The organism is Clostridium sp. MSTE9, assembly GCF_000277625.1.
Taxonomy (GTDB): Bacteria; Bacillota; Clostridia; order Oscillospirales; family Acutalibacteraceae; genus Faecalispora; species Faecalispora jeddahensis.
Genome location: NZ_AKFU01000034.1, coordinates 48,656 through 70,096, shown reverse-complemented (window position 1 = coordinate 70,096; position 21,441 = coordinate 48,656). Strand labels below are relative to the sequence as shown.

The window sequence follows — 21,441 nt, the reverse complement described above, 5'->3', positions numbered from 1 at the left end:
ATGATTCTGAGAAGGAATCAGGTGATGATTTCTTGTTTTTATTCTACTTGACAAAAGAATATCTGTAAAATATTATAATGATTATAAAAATAATAAGTTTTGTCTTATATTAAAACGCTGCTTAAATAGGACAAAATGAAGCCCGCTGTTTCTTTTCCGCTTTGGCCTAAAGAAGAAACAGAACCGTGAAACCAGAGGTGCAAACATGATCAACGAGCGTCAGATGGAGGCCCTGATGACGGTGGCGCGCGAGGGGAACATCACCCGGGCTGCCAAAAAGCTGTATATCTCGCAGCCCGCCCTGAGCCAGATGATTCTCGGCATTGAGCGCGAGCTGGGATCGGCGCTGTTTGACCGCAGCAGCATTCCGCTGCGGCTGACTTACGCGGGGGAAAAATATCTCGCGGCCTGCATGCAGATCCACAGCATTTACGAATCCGTCACACAGCAAATTACGGAGATTCAGGACGGCAGCATCGGACGCATCACACTGGGGATGTCGCTGCATATGAGCATTTTTATGACACACAAAATCCTGCCCCGCTTTTTTACGATGTACCCGAAATTCGATTTGAAGCTGGTGGAGAGCGCACCGCACAATCTGGCAGAAATGGTGCTGGCCGGACAGGTGGATCTGGCGGTCGTATACCTACCGCAGATCAGCGGGCTGAGCTATGAACCGATTGCCAAAGAGCAGATTTACCTGGCGGCGCCGCCGTTTTTTTACCGAAATCTACCGGGCTGCAGCACGGGGGTCAGCAACCGGGCGCTGCATATGCGAGAGGTATATGACGCGCCGTTCATTCTGCTGAAACGGGGACACGGCATGCGCACGCTGGCAGAAAAGATTTTTTCCGACTCCCACTGCATTCCCCGCACGCTGCTCGAAACCGACAGCATCGAGGTCGCCCACCGGCTCGCAAAAGAGAATCTGGGCTTTACATTTGTGCCCTCCACCGCGATTTACTATGGGAATTATGTCAACACAAATGGTGTGTATTTCCCAATTGCGGACAGCATTTCGGAGCGCGAGCTGTTCGTGTGCTTTCGAAAAGACACCTACCGCACCCACGCGCTTGACGCGCTGATCGAGATCATCGCCGACGCGGTGCGGGCAGAATAATTTTGGTAAACTAATAATAATTACGATGACAAGTGCCCGGGCTGCAAAAAGAAAACCTGCAGCCCGGGCACTTGTCAAAATATGTTTTTAATCCAGCCACATTGCTGGAATACCACCAAAGGAAACAATTGCCATATAGCCTGCAATGGCAACAACCACCCACCCCATCGCTGTCATGATCTTGGAGTGTTTATACTCCCCAACGATGTCCTTTCTGTGCGCGGCGATCAGCATAGAGCCCAGGGCCAGCGGCAGAATCAGCGCGTTCAGGGTTCCGGAAAGGATCATTACCTTGACCGGCTGACCGATAAATTCAAAAAGAACGGTGGAAAGTGCAATGAAAGCAACGATCGATCCCCTTTCATGATTATAGATGGTTTTGGACAGGGTTTTCAGGAAGGATACGGAAGTATACGCTGCCCCTACTAAGGAATTCAGCGCCTCCGAGAAAATCAGCACGGCAAAAAGAATGCTTCCGGCAGGCCCCATCACGAATGAAAAAACCGATGCCGCAGGGTTTGAGGGATCCAGTTTGAATCCGGATACAACGGCGCTCAGTGCGGCAAGGAACAACATGATTCTTACAATAGTAGTAAGTACAATGGCGAGAGTTGCATAGCCGCCAACTTTTTTCAAATTTTTCTGCCCCACGATTCCGGCATCCACAAGCCGATGTCCGCCGGAAAAACAGATAAATCCCCCAACTGTTCCGCCGATAAGGGTGACAACAGGAAATAAGGGCAGCTCATTCGGCATAAAAGTCGATTTTAACGCAAGGCCTACCGGCGGGTGGCTGGCAATCCCAAGATAAATCAGCGTAATCAGCATAAAAATCCCGGTTACCTCGCAAAATTTATCCACAACCACGCCGATGCTTTTATATGTAAACACAATGATCCCGATTACTCCGATCACGAGAGAGCCAATTTTGTAATCAAGACCGAACAGGATATTCATGGCCAGAGCGGACGCGGCGTTGTGCGCCAGACAGAAGGCAAGACCGCCGAACGATACGAAAAACGCAATGACATGGCCAAGACCCGGAAGAACCTTATTCGCCACATCCTGAGCCCGAAGCCTGCTGGCCGCAATGATTTGCCATATGTTCAGCTGTGCAAAAATGGATATAAAAGTAACCACCAGAATGACAAACCCAAAAGAATTCCGGTACTGTTCCGTAAAAGTCGTCGTCTGCATCAGAAAGCCCGGCCCGATTGCCGAGGTAAACATCAGGAACGCCGCTCCCAAAAGAGCCGATTGCTGTCCTGTTCCCAAAATGTTCTTCAGCTTTGCCCATAAGTTATTTGCGCCCGCTTGAGCGGTTTCGTCGTTTCCTTCGATATTGGCAGACTGGCTGCGAACATCGTTTTCCTGTTCAACTAAATTTTTACTCATTTCTTCACCCCTAGCTATTTTTCTGGCTTCGTATCCTAAATGATTTGTTCTTTTACCGTCTCGCCTCCTTTTTATTTTCAGACTCCGTTCAGCCTTTAGATCAGCAGCGACTCGGGAACAGAATGAACCATGGTTTTGATTTCCCTGTCGGAAAAGCCCTGTTCAATCAGCAATTCAATGAAATGCAGCATCCCCTCCCTCGGAGTTTCTTTTCCCTTTTGTCCCCTGTCTGTTGCGATAAACACGTGCTCACAGCCCACCAGGCGAATATTGCGCATCATTACCTCCACCGGGCAGGCGCCATCCGCAATATTGATCCAGTCCTTTTCCACCACCACCCCCAGCCCGGCCAACTGCGCCTGAATCTCACCGGGTACAACGGTACGTTCCCACTCCGGGTGTGTCAGAACCGTGTGCACACCCATTCGCCGCGCTTCCTTACACGCGATTACCGACTCCTTTGGGCTGACATGGCCGGTAGCAAACACGGCATGATACCGTCTGACGACCTCCAGCACCTCGTAAACTGCTGGCAGAAGCTTATCATTCTCATCCAGAACAGAAATGCCCGGCCTGTCGAAAAAGTCACCCAGCATATTTCCATATGCCAGACAATTAGCCGCGTCTCGGGTTGGCAGCCATACAAAGCTTGCCCCGAGCTTCAGCGCGCTTTCCGCCGCATATGGATTAAGTCCCCCCGCCGGCCAGTTCAGCACAACGCCGCCATAGGCTTTGGTTGCAAGGCCACTTCGCTTGTTTAGCAGCATGGCTCGCGCAGCGGTGGATTCATAATGGTTTTTGATCAGAATTCCTGCCATTTTTGCTTCACTTGCCTGCTGCAATACCTCTACGTCATCCAGTATTCGTTCGATGTGAGAAGGGGTACTGTGAACATGAAGATCATAGCCTCCTTCCAGTAACTCTGCCGCCTTTCGTTGATAGTACTCCATAAAATAGTCCCCCGATATCGCAATTTTCTATTCATTTCGTGAAGCTTCATTAACAAAATTGTAGCACGGTACGGCCCATTTGAAAAACAAGTATTTCTACATCAGAATCAAAACTTTTACTTGTGTAAGAAGCTCTGGAATCAAATATTCACTTTTTTCTATTAAATGGAAAATCCTTGAAATATCCGGCATTTCGAACTATAATGATCGTAATTTTGAAAAGTTCTTTCGATAAAACCAAATCACGATCAAAAAATCGCACAAGAAAATTTCGCTTCTTCACAAGTTATTTCTTGTGTCTGAAATGTCGGGTTGTGCCGACGGAAGGGAAACTGCGATGAAACAAAGCTTTAAGATTTTTCTTTTGGCCGCCGAAGAGCTGAGCATTAGCCGCGCGGCAAAACGAGCCTACGTAACGCAGCAGTGCGTCAGCGATCACATCAAACGCCTGGAGGAAGAATACGGTGTCCCCCTGTTCGAGCGAAAGCCGAATCTGCACCTGACGGAAGCGGGTGAAACCATGCTCAAAGCCCTGCGAAGCGTACATATTTTAGAGAACAACATGGAGAGAAATATTCATGAAATTGCCGACGGGCGCAGGGGCGCCTTTACCGTGGGGATGAGCACTTCACGCGCGCAGATCATATTGCCGCTGATGCTCAAACGCTATTACGAGCATTTTCCCAAGGTAGACGTTTCTTTCTATGTAAACGATACCGTGATTCTGGAGGAAAAGCTGCTGGACGGTACCATTGATTTGTTTCTGGGGGCCAACGCCTCTTTAAACCCGGTGTTCCACACCATGCCCCTGGCCATTGACCATATGTACCTGATCATCAGCGAAAGTCTGTTTCAGCAGCATTTTGGCAGCAAAGAAATGAAGGAATTTGAACAGGGCGCAGATCTTTCGCGCTTTTCAGAGGTTCCCTTTTCGCTGTATTACGAAACGGGCGCAGTAAACCTGATGATTCAGCAGCATCTAAAGGACTACGGAATTCATTTGTCAAATACCCCTTACCATATCAGCGACTGCGATACGCATATTCTCTTGTGTGCGTCGGGCTTGTGCGCCGCTTTGATCCCCGAAATGCTGTCGCTGCGGATTTACGAGCACAATGCCAAGTGCGACCCGGACAAGTACATCCACATCTTTCCCGTAAAAAACTTTCAATACCCGCTGCGCATCGAGTTGATCTGGCATAAGGATATTCGGCAGCCTTTCTACATCAAAGCCTTCTGTGAAATGCTGCAGGAAGAAGCCAATAAGCTGGTTTCCAGCCATAAATAATTCCTGTACACAGCGTACCTTCGCAGATTCTCATGAACTAAAAAATCGCCAGAAAAGCCCCGCATCACGCGTGATGCGGGGCTTTTTATAAAAATCTATTTTTTAAAAGATCAACCTGCACTTATTCCCTCTCCTCCTGCGGCACAGGAGCCCGGTTCGGCAGAACCGATTCCCACGGCATGCGCAGCACCATCAGCGTAATGATCAGGGCCGCCGCGAGGTTTGAGAACAGGTTGCCCCAGAACACAGAAAGTACACCGAGGTACCTCTCCGTGGCCAGGATGAACAAGTAACGCAGAAGCCAGATGCGCAGGATGCTGATGACCAGCGGGATGCGCGTGCGCCCAAGGCCGATAAATGCGCCCTGCTGCACCATGCAGACGCCAAAGCCGATAACGGAATAAATGTAGATATACAGAGAGGTGCGGGCCATGTCGAGCACCTCCTGGTTGCGGGTGAACAAACCGGTGAGCGGGCCAACAAAGGGAACGATCAGCGCGATCAGCACCACGGCGGTCAGCGCGCTGAATCCACAGGCGATCCACATGCTGCGGCGGGCGCGGTCCTTCTTCCCCGCACCCATATTCATGCTGACCATCGTCGTCACGGTCGGGCCGAACGCACCTGTCATCGCAAAACAGATACTCGTGATGTTGCTGGCAATCCCCTGGCCGTTCAGAACAATCGCGCCGTATTTCTGCACCTCGTTGTTGATCAGATAAAAGCCCAAGTTCATCATCACGCTCGACAGCATCGTCGGCAGGCCGATCCTCAGCAGATCCATGGCGATTTCGCGGTCAAGATGAGCGCCCGGCCATTCGAGCTTTTCCTCCGACTCCCGGACAAACAGCTCGTAAAACATAATCACGCAGACAATCACGTTCGACAGCACCGAGGAGATCACACAGCCGATGATGCCGAGGGGGATCAAATAAATAAAGAGGAAATTGAAGAGGATTTTCAGCAGCAGAAGCAGCAACATCCGCACAAATGTCGCCTCGGGCTGGCCGGCGGCGTTCTTGACGGCGTTATAGACCGCCTCCATAAAATAGAACGGCATCGCGAACGCGTTGAGTACGAGATACAGCCAGACAATATCCGATATTTCCTTCGTGACGATCGCCGAGATCGGAAACGCCAGCAGAATCATCACCGGGATGGAAGCAATGCCAAGCAGGAATGCCAGCAGGATCAATTGAGAGGAAATTTTTTTCCCCTGCACAAAATCACCGCGCCCGTTTGCCTGGCCGATCACCGCCATGCCCGCCGAGCCAAGCCCCTGCGACAGCGCGACGACCATGTTGAGGATCGGCACGCAGTATGTAACTGCGCTGGCCACATATGGCCCCGCAATATTATTGATGAACAGCCCATCCGACAGCGGCATCATGGACTGTACCAGACCCATCATCAATGATGGCATCGCGAGCAGCATCAACGTTTTGGAAATGCCGCTGTACAAAATCATGTCGCGTCTTTCACTGGTGCTTGTATTTAAAAAAGATATTTTCATGCGCATCCGTCTTTCTGTATCCAGCAACAATCACACTTTAGGGGTACCTGATACTGATTGCCCACTGAACAGCAAAAATAAAGCTTTGGTTTCTCCTGTTTGATGGAAGATCAGTAGGATTTCGGCACCCGATTATACGAATGGTTTTATTGTAGAGGAATTTTACAGGAATGTAAACCTCTCTTTACCAGAAAACAACATACAAAGTAATCCGATAAAAATAGTCAGGCCGCTGAAAATGACGGAAAGCAGGCTGCAAACGCTGAAAAGAAGGGAGCGTACTTGTTGCATATGACCGAACTGCCAGAGTATAGCTATTCATTCCGCGTTTCTCATCGCTTTTTTGGCAATTGGAAACTTTTTTCTTTTTCCCGCATAAGCTGGCTATGAATCATCGAACGGCCCGGTCATCAGACTCCCCAAACAAAGGCTGCCGCACGAAATCGTGTAAACCACCAAAAAAATCAATTCAGGCAGTATAATTTTCGCTTTTGATGCGAATACTTTTTTGTTACGGAGCATTGACAGCCGGTAATCCGTTTGTTATAATTACTCGTATGAAAACAGTAATGGCGCTGTAGGTACTTAGGATACCTGCAGCGTTTTTTTGTTTATCAACCCAAAAGGAGGCAGCCGTATGAGTAAGATTCCGGAGATTTTTGGAAGCTTGGTATTTAACGAAAGTGTTATGAAAGACAGGTTACCCAAGGATACTTACAAGGCATTAAAGAAAACAAGAGACGAGGGGATTCCTCTTGATGCTCAAGTGGCGAATGTTGTTGCGAACGCCATGAAAAACTGGGCAATAGAAAAAGGAGCAACACATTATACCCATTGGTTCCAGCCCATGACGGGCATCACCGCCGGCAAACACGACGGCTTTATCAGCCCGACCGGCGACGGCAGGGTGATTATGGAATTCTCCGGCAAAGAGCTCATTCAGGGCGAGCCGGATGCTTCCAGCTTCCCGAACGGCGGTATCCGCGCCACTTTCGAAGCCCGCGGCTACACCGCGTGGGACCCGACCTCTGACGCGTTCATCAGAGACGGCTCCTTGTTTATTCCGACTGTATTCTGTTCTTACGGCGGAGAAGCTCTGGACAAAAAAGCGCCGCTGCTGCGCTCGATCTCTGCTTTGAACAAGCAGGTGATTCGCGTATTAAAGCTGTTTGGCCACGACGATGTAAAGAGCACCAGCGTTACCGTCGGCCCCGAGCAGGAGTACTTCCTCGTTCCTGAGGAAAAGTTCCTGCAGAGAGAGGATCTGGTATATACCGGCCGCACCCTGTTCGGCGCAAAGCCGCCCAAGGGCCAGGAGCTGGATGACCATTACTTCGGCGAGCTGAAGGTCACGGTTGGCGATTTCATGAAAGAGATGGATGAAGAGCTGTGGAAGCTCGGCGTCTTGAGCAAAACAAAGCACAACGAGGTTGCCCCGGCGCAGCATGAAATGGCTCCCATTTTCACCCACTGCAGCCAGGCTACCGACCAGAACCAGCTGACGATGGAAGTGATGAAAAAGGTCGCCGCCCGCCACGGGCTGACCTGCCTGCTGCACGAAAAGCCGTTTGCACGCATCAACGGCAGCGGCAAGCACAACAACTATTCCATCTCTACCGACACCGGCATGAACCTGCTGGATCCCGGCGATTCCCCGACCGAGAACGCCCAGTTCCTGCTGTTCCTCACAGCGATCATCAAGGCGGTCCACGAGCATCAGGATCTGCTGCGCATTGCCGTAGCAGATGCCGGCAACGACCATCGCCTGGGCGGCAACGAAGCACCTCCCGCCATTGTCTCCATCTTCATCGGCGAAGAACTGGAAAATGTTCTGAATGCGATTGAAGACGGTACCGAATATAAGGCCAAGGGCCGCCGGTTTGTGAAAATCGGTGCGGATATTCTCCCCCCCATCCGCAAGGATTCCACCGACCGTAACCGCACTTCTCCCATGGCGTTCACCGGCAATAAATTTGAATTCCGTATGCAGGGTTCCTCCAGCTCGATCGGATGTATCAATATTATGCTGAACACCATCATCGCAGACGCGCTGGCTGGCTTCGCGGATGAGCTTGAGAAAGCCGACAACCTCCCCGATGCGCTGACCGATCTGATTCGCAAGACACTCAAGGAACACAAGCGGATTGTCTTCAACGGCAACAACTATTCCGCAGAGTGGGTTGAGGAAGCCGCGCGTCGTGGTCTGCTGAACCTGAAGAGCACTCCTGAAGCGCTGGCTTACTACCCCCGCAAGGAAAATGTTGAGCTGTTTGAGCGCCAGGGTGTACTGACGGAAACCGAGCTGAAATCCCGCTATGAGATCATTCTGGAGAAATACATCAAACAGGTTCACATTGAGGCCCTGACGATGCTCGAAATGATCCATAAGGATATCCTCCCGGCTGTCAGCTCCTACACCGGCGATCTGAGCGCACAGGCGATCAACAAGAAGAACCTTGGAATCGACTGCGCTCTGGAAAAGGCACAGATCGAAAAGCTCAGCGCCCTTTCCGCGAAGCTGTTTGAAGCGGCCGACAGTCTGCAGAAAGCTGTAGATCACACGGAAGAGTCCGGCGATTTCCTCAAGGAAGCCAGATACTACCGCGAAGAAGTGCTGTCCCGCATGGAAGCGGCCCGCGAAATCGCGGACGAAATGGAGCTTCTGGTGGGCAGAACCTACTGGCCCTTCCCCACATACGGCGAGTTGCTGTTCGGCGTAAAATAAATTCAATTGCCGTCTGCCCCTCATACGCGGGGCCTTGCGACCTCATAAAAAGCGAAGTGACCTCCGGACGTTTTCGTTCGGAGGTCTTTCGTTTTTATGTTTTTTTATGAAAGTGATTTTATTCCAGGCGGGTTGGTTTTTTATAATTTTTTCATGATGTGCGTATCGAAGCCGCTTTCCCCATACAAAACAGGACAGTCCGCGCAGCTGCGCGGACTGTCCTGTTTTGGTTCCGGCTCGGGAAACCGGAGCAATATTATATTGGAGGAAAAGCAAATCAACCCTTTACACTGCCCAGCGCGACACCGCGCACGATGAATTTGGAAAGGCAAAGGTACACGATCACCACCGGGAAAATCGCCAGTGCGATCAGCAGATATACCTGCCCCATATCGAACTTCATAAAATCCGCGCTGCGCAGCTGCGCGATCAGGATCGGCATTGTCAGCTTCTTTTTGGAATCGAGGATCAGCGCCGGCAGAAAATAGTTGTTCCACGAGCTGACAAAGGTAAAAATCGCCTGCACGGCGATGGCCGGCTTCATCATGGGGAGCACAATGCGGTTAAAGGCGTAGAACTCGCCCGCTCCGTCGATCCGCGCGGCCTCAATCACCTCCAGCGGCAAAGAGCTTTTCATGTACTGGATCATGAAGAAGAACACGACCGGTGAGGCGATCGCCGGAACCGTCAGCGGAATGAACGAATCCTTGAAGCCCATGCTCGCCATCAGGCGGACAAAGCCCAGGGCCGTAACCTGCGTGGGCACCATCATCACCATCAGGATGCACGAAAACGCGGCCTGGTTCAGCCGGAACCGGTACGCATGAATTCCAAATGCCGTCATGGTAGAGAAATACGTGGCAAACACTGCCGACAGCGACGCCACCAGCAGGCTGTTCATCAGGCCGCTGAGCACCGGCAGATTCGCGTTATGCATCAGGTTTGTAAAGTTGGCCCCCAGCGAAGCGCCCGGGAAAAAGGAAAAGCCTTTTTGAATATCCGGATGCGAGCGCGTGGCATTGATGAACAAAATATAGAACGCAAACAGAGAAAGGAACGTCAGAAAAAGCAGAACCAGATACGCGATGCCGCGACGCAGACGCAGTACGCCCAGATTTTCTCTTGCGGCATTGTCTTTCATTTTCCAGCGCCTCCCTTCGGCTGTCTTTTCTCACGGATGCTGAAGTACACAATGACGCTCAGCACGGCGGAAACCACAAACAGCAGCACCGAAACAGCGCCTGCCATGCCCACGTTTTCACTGAATAAATGCTTATTCAGGTACATGACCAGAGTCAGGCTCGTGCGGTTGGGATTGCCGTTGCCGTTGGTCAGAATCTGCGGCACGTCGAACATCTGGATGCCGCCGATCAGCGAAGTAATCAGCACATAGACAAGGATAGGGCGAATCAGCGGCAGAGTGATCTTCCGAAAGGACTCGAACGCCGTAGCCCCGTCGATCTCGGCCGCCTCAAACAGTGCCGTATCAATCCCGAGGATCGCCGCCATCAGCAGAATCGTGGTGTTGCCGTACCACATCAGAAAGTTCATCAGGGCTACAAGCCCCCGGGTGCTCCACACATTTGCAAGGAATCGGTAGGGGGACTCCATCCCCATGGAGATTAAAATGCTGTTGACCGGCCCGGAATCGGAAAACAGGGTGAAAAACAGCATGGAAAACGCCGCAGCCATAATCAGGTTGGGCAGATAGATGACGGTTTTAAAGAATCCGGCGGCACGCAGATGCAGGCGCAGGTCGGTAAACCAGACCGCCAGCAGCAGAGAAAAGATGATCTGCGGCAAAAATCCCATCAGCCAGATGATCGCGGTATTGCCCGCGTAAGCGGCCAGGTCGCCGTCGAAAAAAAGGGTACTGTAATTTTGCAGCCCCACGAATCGGGGGCCAACCTGGGTCAGACCCACCCAGTAATTTTCAAAAAAGCTGTTATAAAAGGTAGAGATCAGCGGAACCAGTGAGAATACGGCAAACGCCAGAAAGAATGGGGCGATAAAAAAATATCCCCATTTGGAATAGCTTACGCCCTTTGTTTTCTTGTTTGCACCGTTTGACGCGGGATACTGCTGCGAAGAAGACGCTTCGGGTTTGGTTAACGTGGTGCCGGGCATAGAGTATCACCTCAAATCGGGGGATTGTAGAAACACAGGCCCCCGGCCCCAGGGAGCGGGAACCCGCTCCCTGAAAGGGAGGACGCCTGGTGGGACAGTTGAAAGAGTATGAGAAAAATCAGGAGGCACGCTTCAGATTCGGGTATTTTTCAATGATGGCCTTATAGAAGTTATCCAGCGCCTGATCTTTCGTGACGTTGCCGTCAAAGTAATCCTTGAACGCCTTCTGGAATTCTTCCGTCATGCCCTGATCGTACTTGGAGATATTCTTCATATTGATCTTCGGAGCCGCCTCGGCAAACAGGGCAATGTGGTTCTGGCCGCCCAGGAACGCGGATTTGTAATCGCTCTTCGCCAGCTCGCCCATCGCGGTCTGGTTGTTGGTAAAGTCCTCGGTATCCTCAGTGATCTTTTTCATGGTGGCCGCATCGCAGGTCAGAGTTTTCATGACGTCGCGCACGAGATCGACGTTATCGCTGCCCTTGGCTCCGCAGATCCAGCTTCCGCCCCAGTAGTAGTTCGCCGGGCCCTGGCATACCGCATAATCGCCGTAAACGCCGTTGCCCACCTCCGCTTTGCCGCCCTCCGCCACAGGAGTGGCCAGCGAGTTGCCTAGCAGTGTAAAGTTGATGCCCCAGGTGGAATAGAAGAAGCCGAACACCTTGCCGTTCGGGCCTTGGTCGGCGCCCCACTCGGGAGCCCACAGAGAGGTCTTATTATTGTAGTTCTTATCGGTGAATTCCTTGGTCTGATCGACCCACTTCATCATAATGGGATCAATATGGATCGTATCGTTCGCATCCACCCACGGAGACGTGATATTGTTCGCGAAGGTACGATAGGAATCATCGTAACCGGAAAGCATTTTGTAGCCCTTGTCAGCCGCGGTCTTTGCAACGGCGTTGAATTTATCCCAGTCGCTCAGGGCCTGCTGCACCTTTGCGGTATCATCGGAACCCAGAATATCCTTGGCGATCGAGCGGCGATAGGCAAAGAGACCGGGAGTGGCCTGCCAGGAAACCGCTTTGAGCTTACCATTGCTGTCGGTCGCGATATCCTTGGTGTACTGGTACTGATCCTTCAGGTCGTCGTCGCTCAGGCCGACATCACCCTTCACGTCCAGTGTATAATCGGAATCGACATATTTAAGCGCGTAGTCTGCTTCAATCAGGAAAATGTCGATCTTGTCGGCTGCGGAATCCTGTGCTTTCAAGTCCGCATCCAGCTTGTTCTGGTAAGCATTGTTTTCATTTGGAGTGATAACCCACTCCACGTTAATGCCCTCCGGCAGCTTGCCGGCATCTTTAAAGTAGGTGTTGAAGCGATCCTGGAATTCGGTATTCCATCCGTAAATGCGTAGGGTTTTGGCGGAATCCGTATTCGCAGCCGGGGCGGAAGACCCTGCTGGGGCTGCCGACGAAGCGGGTGTGGTGTTGCTGCCGCAGCCCGCCGAAGAAACCAGCATCAAAGATGCCAGCAGGGCAGCCGTGGCTTTTTGGAATGATTTCATAACATAGCTCCTCCTTAAAATAATGCGTTTTTAACCTTTCTAAAAAGGGAAACTGACACAACACAAAGAGGGTTCTGCATTCCCCGCACCCGCCGAGAGCCTGAAGTTACATTTTTCGAACCGAGCTGCCGGGAATCAGGTGCCCCGCCACCATCACCTGCTGGGGGATGGCCAGCTTGGGGCGTTCAATCGCCTCAACCAAACGAGCCGCGGCTTCACGCCCCAGCACGCCGGTATCCTGCCGCAAGGTGGTAATCCTGGGGCGCAGAACCTGCGAAAGATAAATGCCGTCGTATCCGGCCACGCTGATATCCTCCGGGATATGCAGGCCGTGGCGCTCGATCTCGTTCATGCCGCCGATGAAGGAAAAATCATCGGGATAGAGAATGCAGGTGGGCCGCTCCGAAAGCTCCAGCAGCTCTCGCGTGGCCAAACCGCTGGACTTGGGATCGTGGTACAATGCGTCCTTTACGTACTCGTTCGGCACCTCAATCGAAAGCTCCGCACACGTGCGGTAAAAGCTTGCGAGGCGCTTCTGAGTGACCGACGTGTCTTCACCGTGAATATACGCGATGCGCCGGTGCCCGCACTGGTAAACATACTCCACCAGATCACGGATTCCCTGCACATTGTCTGACAATATGGCGGTGCGGCCGTTAAACACATGGTCGATGGTAACCGTGGGGATTTCGCTTTTCACCAGCTCGATCACCATTTCGTCGCTGAAATCCACGCTGGCGATCACAACGCCGTCGCACCCCCGGTATTTGCAGTGCTCGTAATAGCTCATGGAGGCCGAGCCGATGTTGCGGCTGATGAAGGTGATGTCGTACCCCAAGCGCTCCGCTTCCACTTTAAAGCTTTCGAGCACCGCGGAGAAGTACTCATGGGTCAGTCCGCTGCAGGTTTTGTCTACGAACAAAACGCCCAGATTATTGGTCCTTTTGGTTTTGAGCGAACGGGCCGCGGCATTGGGCAGGTACCCCATTTCGCGGGCGACGTTCCGAACGTACTCGCCGGTGCTCTCGCTGATATCCTTATGTCCGTTCAGCGCCTTGCTGACCGTTGCGCGGGAAACACCACATTTTTCAGAAATATCCTTGATCGTGACCATAGTATGGATCCCTCCGCCTCAGATTCTGGGATCATTATAAAGGATTTTCAGAATCGGGGCAAATGGTTACTTAATCGATTTCTGAGTTCATATTACCACCACTCTGACGTTATTTCAATAGATTTTTGAAATATTTTTTCTATTTTTTGTGATAATGTTTAAACAGAAGAGGGCGAAGTCTAGTGAAATCCGTGTTTTTTCTAGTGAAACCGTTTAAAAAATCTCAAAAACCAGAATACGTTTTCGTGATGAATTATTCACATTGGAAAAGATCGCGGTCAGAAATTGTTGAAAACATGAGATATTTTGTGCCTTTCCAATTTGCTATTGCTTTTTTTCTGTAGCAGACCTATAATATCAATATACTTAAACGATTTCGTAAATTGATGTTAATCACTTACCTAAGCAGCCCAAATCAGGGCTTCGGCCTGCTGACAGACGATGAGATCCTTCACTTGGCAGCTACAGTGATTGCAATGCACTTTTGAAGGCTGATTTGAAAACTGATGATATGAGGATGGAGCGCCATGAAATACGGTTACTTTGACGATAACGCCAGAGAATATGTGATACAGACCCCGGCCACTCCCCTGCCGTGGATCAACTACCTGGGGAACGACGGCTTTTTCAGCCTGATTTCCAACACCGGGGGCGGCTACAGCTTTTACCGGGACGCCAAGCTGCGCCGTATCACCCGTTACCGCTACAACGAGGTACCCGCAGACATGGGCGGGCGGCGCTACTACATAAAGGACGGCGGCGATCTTTGGAGCCCCGGCTTTCTTCCGTGCAAAACGGAGCTGGAGGATTACCGCTGCCGCCACGGTCTCGGCTACACCGTACTGGAGGGCCGGCGACACGGAATCTGTACGGAGCTGACCTGCTTTGTGCCGCTGGGAAAGCCGTGTGAGGTCAATCTTCTTCACCTTGAGAATACGGGTGACACAGAGAAAACGATTCAGCTATACAGCGCGCTGGAATGGTGCCTGTGGAACGCGGTGGACGATGCGCAGAACTTTCAGCGGAATTTGAGCATCGGCGAAGTGGAAGTGGACGGCAGCGTGCTGTACCACAAAACAGAATACCGCGAGCGCAGAAATCACTATGCTTTCTATGGAGTGAATGCTCCCATCAGCGGGTTTGACACAGACCGGGAGCGCTTTCTCGGGCAGTTTGGCTCGTGGGAGACCCCAGCGGCAGTTAAACAGGGCGTCAGCTTCGGGAGCATCGCCAGCGGGTGGTACCCCATCGCTTCCCACCGCATCGATCTTGTTCTGCAGCCCGGCGAAAACCGCGAGCTGATTTTTGTACTGGGCTACGCGGAGCTGCCGCCCGAAGAAAAGTGGGAAGCGCCGGACGTGATTCAGAAAGCGCCCGCGCGCCGTTTGATGGAGCAGTTCGCCCGCCCGGAGCAGGCCCGCGCCGCGCTCCGGGAGCTTGCGGAGTACTGGGACACCCTTTTAAGCCTCTTTTCCCTTGAAAGCGAAAACGATCAACTGAACCGCATGGTGAATGTGTGGAATCAATATCAGTGCATGGTAACGTTCAACATGAGCCGCAGCGCCAGCTATTTTGAGAGCGGAACCGGGCGCGGCATGGGCTTTCGCGACAGCTGCCAGGATTTGCTCGGATTCGTTCACCTGATCCCCGACCGTGCACGCCGGCGCATTCTCGATATCGCCGCCATTCAGTTTGAAGACGGCAGCACCTACCACCAATACCAGCCGCTGACCAAGCGCGGCAACGCCGATGTCGGCTCCGGTTTCAACGACGACCCGCTGTGGCTCGTGGCCTGCACCGCAGCTTACCTGCGCGAAACAGGAGACAGCAGTATCTTAAACGAGCCGGTGCCCTTCAACAACCGCGCGGGCTCGGAGCAGACGCTGTTCGAGCATCTGCGGCGCAGCATCACCTATACATTCAATCACCTGGGGCCGCACGGCCTGCCGCTGATCGGCCGTGCCGACTGGAACGACTGCCTGAATCTGAACTGCTTTTCGGAGGAACCGGGCGAAAGCTTTCAGACCACCCAGAATTTTGATAGCGAGACAGCGGAAAGCGTTTTGATCGCCGCCATGTTTGTAAAATACGGGCGCGAATACGCGGAACTCTGCCGCCGTTACGGCGACGCGGAGGAGCAGCGTTTCGTGGAGCAGCGCGTGCGACAGATGGAAGCCGCCGTGCTGGAACACGGCTGGGACGGCGAATGGTTTCTGCGCGCCTACGACGCCGAAGGGCAAAAGGTGGGCAGCCGCGAATGCGATGAGGGTAAAATTTATATCGAGCCGCAGGGCTTCTGCGTGATGGCAGGCATCGGCGCACGGCAGGGGTTGGCTCCACAGGCGCTTAAAAACGCCCGCGAGCTGCTGGGCAACCGCTTCGGCGTGGAGCTGCTGGCCCCCTGCTACACCAGCTACCACAAGGAGCTGGGCGAAATCACCAGCTACCCGCCCGGATATAAAGAAAACGGTGCTGTGTTCTGCCACAACAATCCGTGGTTCAGCATCGCCCACACCGTTTTGGGCGACGGTGAAAACGCGTTCGACCTGTACCGCAGAACCTGCCCCGCGTGGGTGGAGGAATCCAGTGAGATTCACCGCACGGAGCCTTACGTATACAGCCAGATGATCGCCGGGCGCAGCGCGCCACGGTACGGCGAGGCCAAAAACAGCTGGCTCACCGGAACCGCCGCATGGGCGTTTGTCAACATCAGCCAGGCGATCCTTGGAATTCAGCCGGACTTCGACGGCCTTCGGATTCACCCCTGCCTGCCGCAGGAGCTTACGCACTACCGGGTGACCCGAACCTTTCGCGGCACCGTATACCATATTTCGGTACGGCGCGCGCAGGCGGGTGAGTCTGCCGGAATTTCAATAGACGGCCAGCGCCTTTCCGGGGAACTGATCCCCCATCGGCCCGGCCAGAGCGAGTGCACCGTTGAAGTGATTCTGCCATTATAAAGCCATGTCACTTAAAAAAGTTGCTGATTTCTTCCCCCGCCTGCGGCGGGGGAAGAAATCGCCCAACCTGATATCAAGCCATCAAAAGGGAACGAACGATCAAGTGAGGTGCCTATGGAATTTCCGAAACAGTTTGTCTGGGGAGCCGCAAGCTCCTCCTACCAAACAGAGGGTAACCGCTCCGGGCGCGGCGACAGTATCTGGGATGAATTCTGCACCCGTCCCGGGGCCATCCGGAACAACGAGACGGGCGACATCGCCTGCGACGGCCTGCGGCGCTTCCGCGAGGATGTACGCCTTTTAAAGCAGCTTGGTCTTTCCGCCTACCGGTTCTCCCTCTCGTGGCCCCGCATTTTCCCCGACGGGCGCGGCGAACCGAACCGCGCGGGCCTCGATTATTATGATGATCTGATCGATCTGCTGCTGGCCGAAGGGATCACCCCTTATGTCACGCTGTACCACTGGGATTTGCCCTTGGCACTGGAACGACAGGGCGGCTGGCGCAGCCGCGAAACCGCGCTGGCATTTGCAGAATATGCAGGCTTTGTGGCCAGGCATTTTGCAGGGCGGGTGCGCCATTACTGCACGTTAAACGAGCCCCAGTGCTTTATCGGGCTGGGCTATGGCACGGGAGAGCATGCCCCGGGCGTATGCCTGGAGGGCTCCGAGCTGTTCGCCTGCGCCGCCAACGCGCTTTTGGCGCACGGGCTGGCCGTGCAGGTCATCCGACAGAAAAGTGAAGAGCCCGTACAGATCGGCGTCGCCTCTACCGGCAAGCTGTGCTACCCTTTGCACGACACCGCCGAAAACCGCGCAGCCGCTGAACGAGCCTCTTTTCTTGCGGAGGGGGATCGGTGGTGGTTCAGCCACACCTGGTTTCTCGACGCCATTCTCCTCGGCTCCCTCCCGCCCGAGCTGCAGGCGCTCGCCAACAGCATTCCGCAGGAGGACTGGGCAATCATCCGTCAGCCGCTGGATTTTTTGGGTGTGAACGTCTACAACGGGACTCAGGCGGATGAGCGCGGAGAGTGCGCAGATCGGATTCCGGGATTCCCGCGCACCGCGCTGAAATGGCCGGTCACACCGCAGGTGATGCGCTACGGCCCGCGCTGGCTGTACCGGCGATACCACCTGCCAATGTACATTACCGAAAACGGACAGTCCTGCAACGATCGGATTTTTCTCGACGGAAAGGTGCACGACCCCGACCGCATCGATTTTCTGCACCGCTACCTGCTCGAGCTGCGCGAATGCTGCGCCGAGGGCGTACCGATCAAGGGATATTTTCACTGGAGCCTAACCGACAACTTTGAATGGAACAACGGCTACGACGAACGGATGGGCCTTGTGTATCTGCACTATCCCACCCAGCGCCGCATCGTAAAGGATTCCGCCGAGTGGTATGCCCGTACCGCACAGACGAACGGGCGGCTTTTGTAGCAGGCTTTCAGCCTTTCTCCAATGACATCTCCATTTCTCCTGATCCCGATATAGATTCGCCCGGTTCATCTGGGCCGCAGTAACCCCCAGGCACAGATCACACTCTGTGCCTGGGGGTTACTGCCTTGTGAACAAAAAAACATTCTGATTCCTTTTCCGTTTTAAAAAAGAATCCATCCGATTTTCGCTGAAATGCCCCTCAAATCGGTATGTTTTTTGTCTGCTTTCAGAAGAAAAGAAAAAGAATTTCAAATCCGTTCATGAAATCCAGGTTGTATTTTTTTCCGGTTTTGTGCTATGATAAGTCCAATTTACTTTTCAGAATGATAACGACCGGAGGCTTCTGTACCATGGATATCTCTACCCACAAACGGCGCAAGCTTCTTCCTGCGGCTGCAGCCGTTCTTTTCAGTTTGTCGGTTTTTTCCGCCACCGCTTTCGCGACCAGCAACATCCCCCCGCAAGGGCAGGAGATCAACGCTGGTGTTTCGCAGGGCACTCAAGGCACTATAGACGATGCGCCGCAACCGCCCGATGTCTCTAACGGCGCTACTGATCCAAGCAGCGGTGGGCAAACTGATCCCGAATCCTCAAACGGCGGCGGGGACAACCAGAACTCCTCCGATACGAACGGGCAAAGCAGCTCCGGCACCGATCAAAGCGGCGGAACCGAGAGCGGCATCACAAGCAACCCCGACGAAACGATAAGCAGTCAGCCGGCTGAGGAGCCCGGTGAAACAGAGAGCTCCTCCAGACCCACCAGTCATGAACCGTCCTCCTCCAAGGCACCGGTGTATGTTGCACCGCCCGCGGGCGTGGCCTCTGCTGACCCAGACAGCCGCGCGCCCACCGACTTTACCTCTGACGATTTACAGGGTCTGCTTTCCGGCGCGGGCAGCGGCCTTGCCAGCACCGACGGATTTTTGAGAGAGGATACGCCGACAAACGGCAGCTCCTCCGGCGGCACTTCGAGCCTGCTTCTCGGCGGCATCGCACTGATTCTCGCCGGTGTGGCCGGTGTGGTTCTGTTTGTATACCGCCAGTTCTTCCTCAATAGAAGGCGTTCAGCACCTGCCGGCGTTACCGGCCCGCTGCCCGCCATCCCCATGCCGAAGCCCGCTCCCAAAAAGGCTCCGTCTGCTCTTCCCCAGGCACTCGACGAAGGCATTGAGCCCACTGCTCAGGCACAGCCCCAAGAAATCCAATCACCAGTAGAGGCTCCCAACCTGCCCTCCGGCGAATATACCGATATCAGCTCCGGTCGAACCAGCGGCCCCGACCGCGACGGCTTTGACTGGGATAAGTTCTTTAAGAACATTCCGCCGGAAGATTCTCCAAAACAGTAGAAAAAGCACCATTTTATGGAGCAAATTGTTTCTAATTCGTGAACAATCTGTAAAGTTTTTTCGTACCTGCTTTACCTTTGGAACTTTTTTGGGTAAAATAATTACAATTATGTTACACTAATAAAAAAGTTTTAACTTTTCCAAAAAAGATATTCCAAAGAGGAGAATCTAAAATATGAAAAAAGCACTTTCAGCCCTACTGCTGGTGTGTGCCATAGGATTTTCTATGGGAGGCTGCTCCGGAGTCAGTTCGAGCTCCTCTTCTCCCACGGATCCGTCCTGGAATACAGTACGGACAAAAGATACACTGGTCGTAGGTGTGGAAGAAAATTTTGAGCCGCTGTCTTTTTACGATAAAGACGGAAACCTGACGGGATTTGCTGTAGAGAGCGCCCGCGAGGTAGCGCAGGAACTGGGTGTTGCGGTCGAATTTAAAACACTTTCCCCCTCCAAAGCCCAGCAGGCCCTGAACAATGATGAGATCGACTGCTTCTGGAGCAGTTACAGCAAACCCACCCAACAGAGCGAATTGTCGAACCTGACGTTTGGTTACATGAAGAGCAGTCAGGTTGTGTTCGCACTGGCTGACGGCCCGCTGAATAATCTGGCCGACCTGAAAGGCCAGCGGGTTGGCGTAAAGGAAGGCTCCGGCGGCCAGCAGGCGGTAGAAGCATCCACCGCATTCAAGAGCTGCCTGGCGCAGCTGGGAACGTATCAGGATTACGCCCAGGCCAAGAGCTCTCTGGACAGCAAAAGGATCAGCGCCGTGATCATGGACGAGGTCTCCGCTGAATATTATCTGAAGCAAGCGCCCGAGCAATACCGTATTTTGGGACAAACCGGGTCTGACCCCGCCGAAACGCTCGAAACCGGAAATTATTCCGTTGCGTTCCGAAAGGCAGACGAAAGCCTGACCGTTAAAGTGCAGGAAGCGCTGAATGAACTGTCTGAAGACGGAACGATTTCAAAGCTTTCAAAACAATGGTTTGGAACAGATTTGTCCGCCGCTTCTTCAACCTTATAAGGGCTGGACAAGCTCTGAAAAAGCAGAGAACCCCTGTGCTTTACGCACAGGGGCTTTTTTATTATCTCTTCTCTCGCCTGTTTTCTCCGCCGTTTGCAGGCATAAAAAACGCCGGATTTCTCAAATCCGGCGCACTTATTCCAAATGTGACAATTTTTCGCATCTTTACAATTTATCTTGCAATCTAACCCAAAAAATGGTAAGCTGTACCCGTAAGGTACAATTAAGTGCAAAGCGGGGAGAGGTGCACCACCACCCATCCCCTGCTACGGAGAGTAGGCCTCCATAACAACAGCTTTTGCTGCGAATTGCAGACACAATTATAACCCATTTTGCCCCTTTTGTACAGGGGCAGGGTGAGGAGAAGGGATATATCGGGGGTTCTTCTCACTTTCGTGGAATTGTGTATTGCACTTAAATGGTAGCGCTGTGTTATGGAAGCATCCCTTTTGCCGGGGGATTCCGTAATACGCGCTTTTTTGCTGCCTTACAGACAGGGCAAAGCGGGGCCGTTTTTATAAATTCAAATTTCAACCATCATTCCCAATGATTGATTTGCTTCTCTGTGAAACCGCGGGCCTCTCCCCAGAGCTGTGGTTCCGGCTCCGTCGCGCCGTTGTCTGTAAGAATGCAATTCGCCGCACAAATCATCCTGTGCGGCTGATCGGCCTTTGGCCGAAAGCGCCATCCCTCGTTTGAGGGATGGCGCTTCTTTTTTGAGCGGGCTGATCCTGCAGCAGGTTAAACCTGCACATACGTCGCGGCAGGCTAAGCCTACGCGTACACCGCAGGGAAGTGTAGAGAAAAGTCCGCGCTTCGCGCTCCATTGTCGCGCGTGCGCGGGCTGTTTTTACACGGAATCAACCTTCTATCTGTAATCATTATTTTTGTCTTTACGGGTTCCCCGCATGAATTCTGCTGGCGCA

Annotated in this window: 14 protein-coding genes; 7 read left to right on the top strand and 7 right to left on the bottom strand. The window is 52.9% G+C overall.

The genetic code is table 11. From position 1 onward, the window contains the following. Positions 1-205 precede the first annotated feature (205 nt). Positions 206-1,123, top strand: a complete 918-nt coding sequence (locus HMPREF1141_RS08775; protein ID WP_009063349.1) for a LysR family transcriptional regulator — start codon at positions 206-208, stop codon at positions 1,121-1,123. Between the two features lie 87 nt (positions 1,124-1,210). On the opposite strand, the gene HMPREF1141_RS08770 is transcribed toward HMPREF1141_RS08775, so the two are convergent. Then, positions 1,211-2,518, bottom strand: a complete 1,308-nt coding sequence (locus tag HMPREF1141_RS08770; RefSeq protein WP_009063248.1) for an NRAMP family divalent metal transporter — start codon at positions 2,516-2,518, stop codon at positions 1,211-1,213. A 95-nt stretch (positions 2,519-2,613) separates the two neighbouring features. Next, the gene (locus HMPREF1141_RS08765; RefSeq protein WP_009063345.1) at positions 2,614-3,468 is read right to left on the bottom strand and encodes a DUF6282 family protein; all 855 of its coding nucleotides are present in this window, start codon (positions 3,466-3,468) and stop codon (positions 2,614-2,616) included. 337 nt (positions 3,469-3,805) lie between these two features. Between HMPREF1141_RS08765 and HMPREF1141_RS08760 the strand changes: the two genes are divergently transcribed. Beyond that, the gene (locus HMPREF1141_RS08760) at positions 3,806-4,756 is read left to right on the top strand and encodes a LysR family transcriptional regulator (protein ID WP_009063232.1); all 951 of its coding nucleotides are present in this window, start codon (positions 3,806-3,808) and stop codon (positions 4,754-4,756) included. A 121-nt stretch (positions 4,757-4,877) separates the two neighbouring features. Here the strand turns inward: HMPREF1141_RS08760 and HMPREF1141_RS08755 are convergent, their stop codons facing one another. Beyond that, the gene (locus HMPREF1141_RS08755) at positions 4,878-6,269 is read right to left on the bottom strand and encodes an MATE family efflux transporter (RefSeq protein WP_035316829.1); all 1,392 of its coding nucleotides are present in this window, start codon (positions 6,267-6,269) and stop codon (positions 4,878-4,880) included. Positions 6,270-6,906: 637 nt separating this feature from the next. Here HMPREF1141_RS08755 and HMPREF1141_RS08750 point away from each other — a divergent pair. Further along, positions 6,907-8,994, top strand: coding sequence for a glutamine synthetase III (locus tag HMPREF1141_RS08750; protein ID WP_009063316.1), 2,088 nt, complete (start codon positions 6,907-6,909; stop codon positions 8,992-8,994). A gap of 277 nt (positions 8,995-9,271) precedes the next feature. Here the strand turns inward: HMPREF1141_RS08750 and HMPREF1141_RS08745 are convergent, their stop codons facing one another. The 4 genes from HMPREF1141_RS08745 to HMPREF1141_RS08730 all read right to left on the bottom strand — a co-directional run bounded on the left by HMPREF1141_RS08745 (position 9,272) and on the right by HMPREF1141_RS08730 (position 13,745). Then, positions 9,272-10,135, bottom strand: coding sequence for a carbohydrate ABC transporter permease (locus tag HMPREF1141_RS08745; RefSeq protein WP_009063356.1), 864 nt, complete (start codon positions 10,133-10,135; stop codon positions 9,272-9,274). Continuing rightward, on the bottom strand, positions 10,132-11,121 hold the full coding sequence (locus HMPREF1141_RS08740) for a sugar ABC transporter permease (RefSeq protein ID WP_009063272.1): 990 nt from the start codon (positions 11,119-11,121) through the stop codon (positions 10,132-10,134). The genes HMPREF1141_RS08745 and HMPREF1141_RS08740 overlap by 4 nt, the downstream gene beginning before the upstream one ends. 118 nt (positions 11,122-11,239) lie before the next feature. After that, positions 11,240-12,631, bottom strand: coding sequence for an ABC transporter substrate-binding protein (locus tag HMPREF1141_RS08735; RefSeq protein WP_009063302.1), 1,392 nt, complete (start codon positions 12,629-12,631; stop codon positions 11,240-11,242). Between the two features lie 106 nt (positions 12,632-12,737). After that, positions 12,738-13,745, bottom strand: a complete 1,008-nt coding sequence (locus tag HMPREF1141_RS08730; protein ID WP_009063242.1) for a LacI family DNA-binding transcriptional regulator — start codon at positions 13,743-13,745, stop codon at positions 12,738-12,740. Between the two features lie 527 nt (positions 13,746-14,272). On the opposite strand from HMPREF1141_RS08730, the gene HMPREF1141_RS08725 reads away from it, so the two are divergent. From HMPREF1141_RS08725 to HMPREF1141_RS08710, 4 genes are all read left to right on the top strand, one after another. Next, on the top strand, positions 14,273-16,705 hold the full coding sequence (locus tag HMPREF1141_RS08725; RefSeq protein ID WP_009063369.1) for a glycosyl transferase: 2,433 nt from the start codon (positions 14,273-14,275) through the stop codon (positions 16,703-16,705). 114 nt (positions 16,706-16,819) lie between these two features. After that, on the top strand, positions 16,820-18,145 hold the full coding sequence (locus HMPREF1141_RS08720; protein WP_009063244.1) for a GH1 family beta-glucosidase: 1,326 nt from the start codon (positions 16,820-16,822) through the stop codon (positions 18,143-18,145). 350 nt (positions 18,146-18,495) lie between these two features. Beyond that, a complete protein-coding gene (locus HMPREF1141_RS08715; protein WP_009063323.1) occupies positions 18,496-19,491 on the top strand; it encodes a hypothetical protein in 996 nt (331 codons plus the stop codon). A gap of 175 nt (positions 19,492-19,666) precedes the next feature. Then, positions 19,667-20,515, top strand: a complete 849-nt coding sequence (locus HMPREF1141_RS08710) for a transporter substrate-binding domain-containing protein (protein WP_009063198.1) — start codon at positions 19,667-19,669, stop codon at positions 20,513-20,515. The last annotated feature ends 926 nt before the right edge of the window (positions 20,516-21,441 follow it).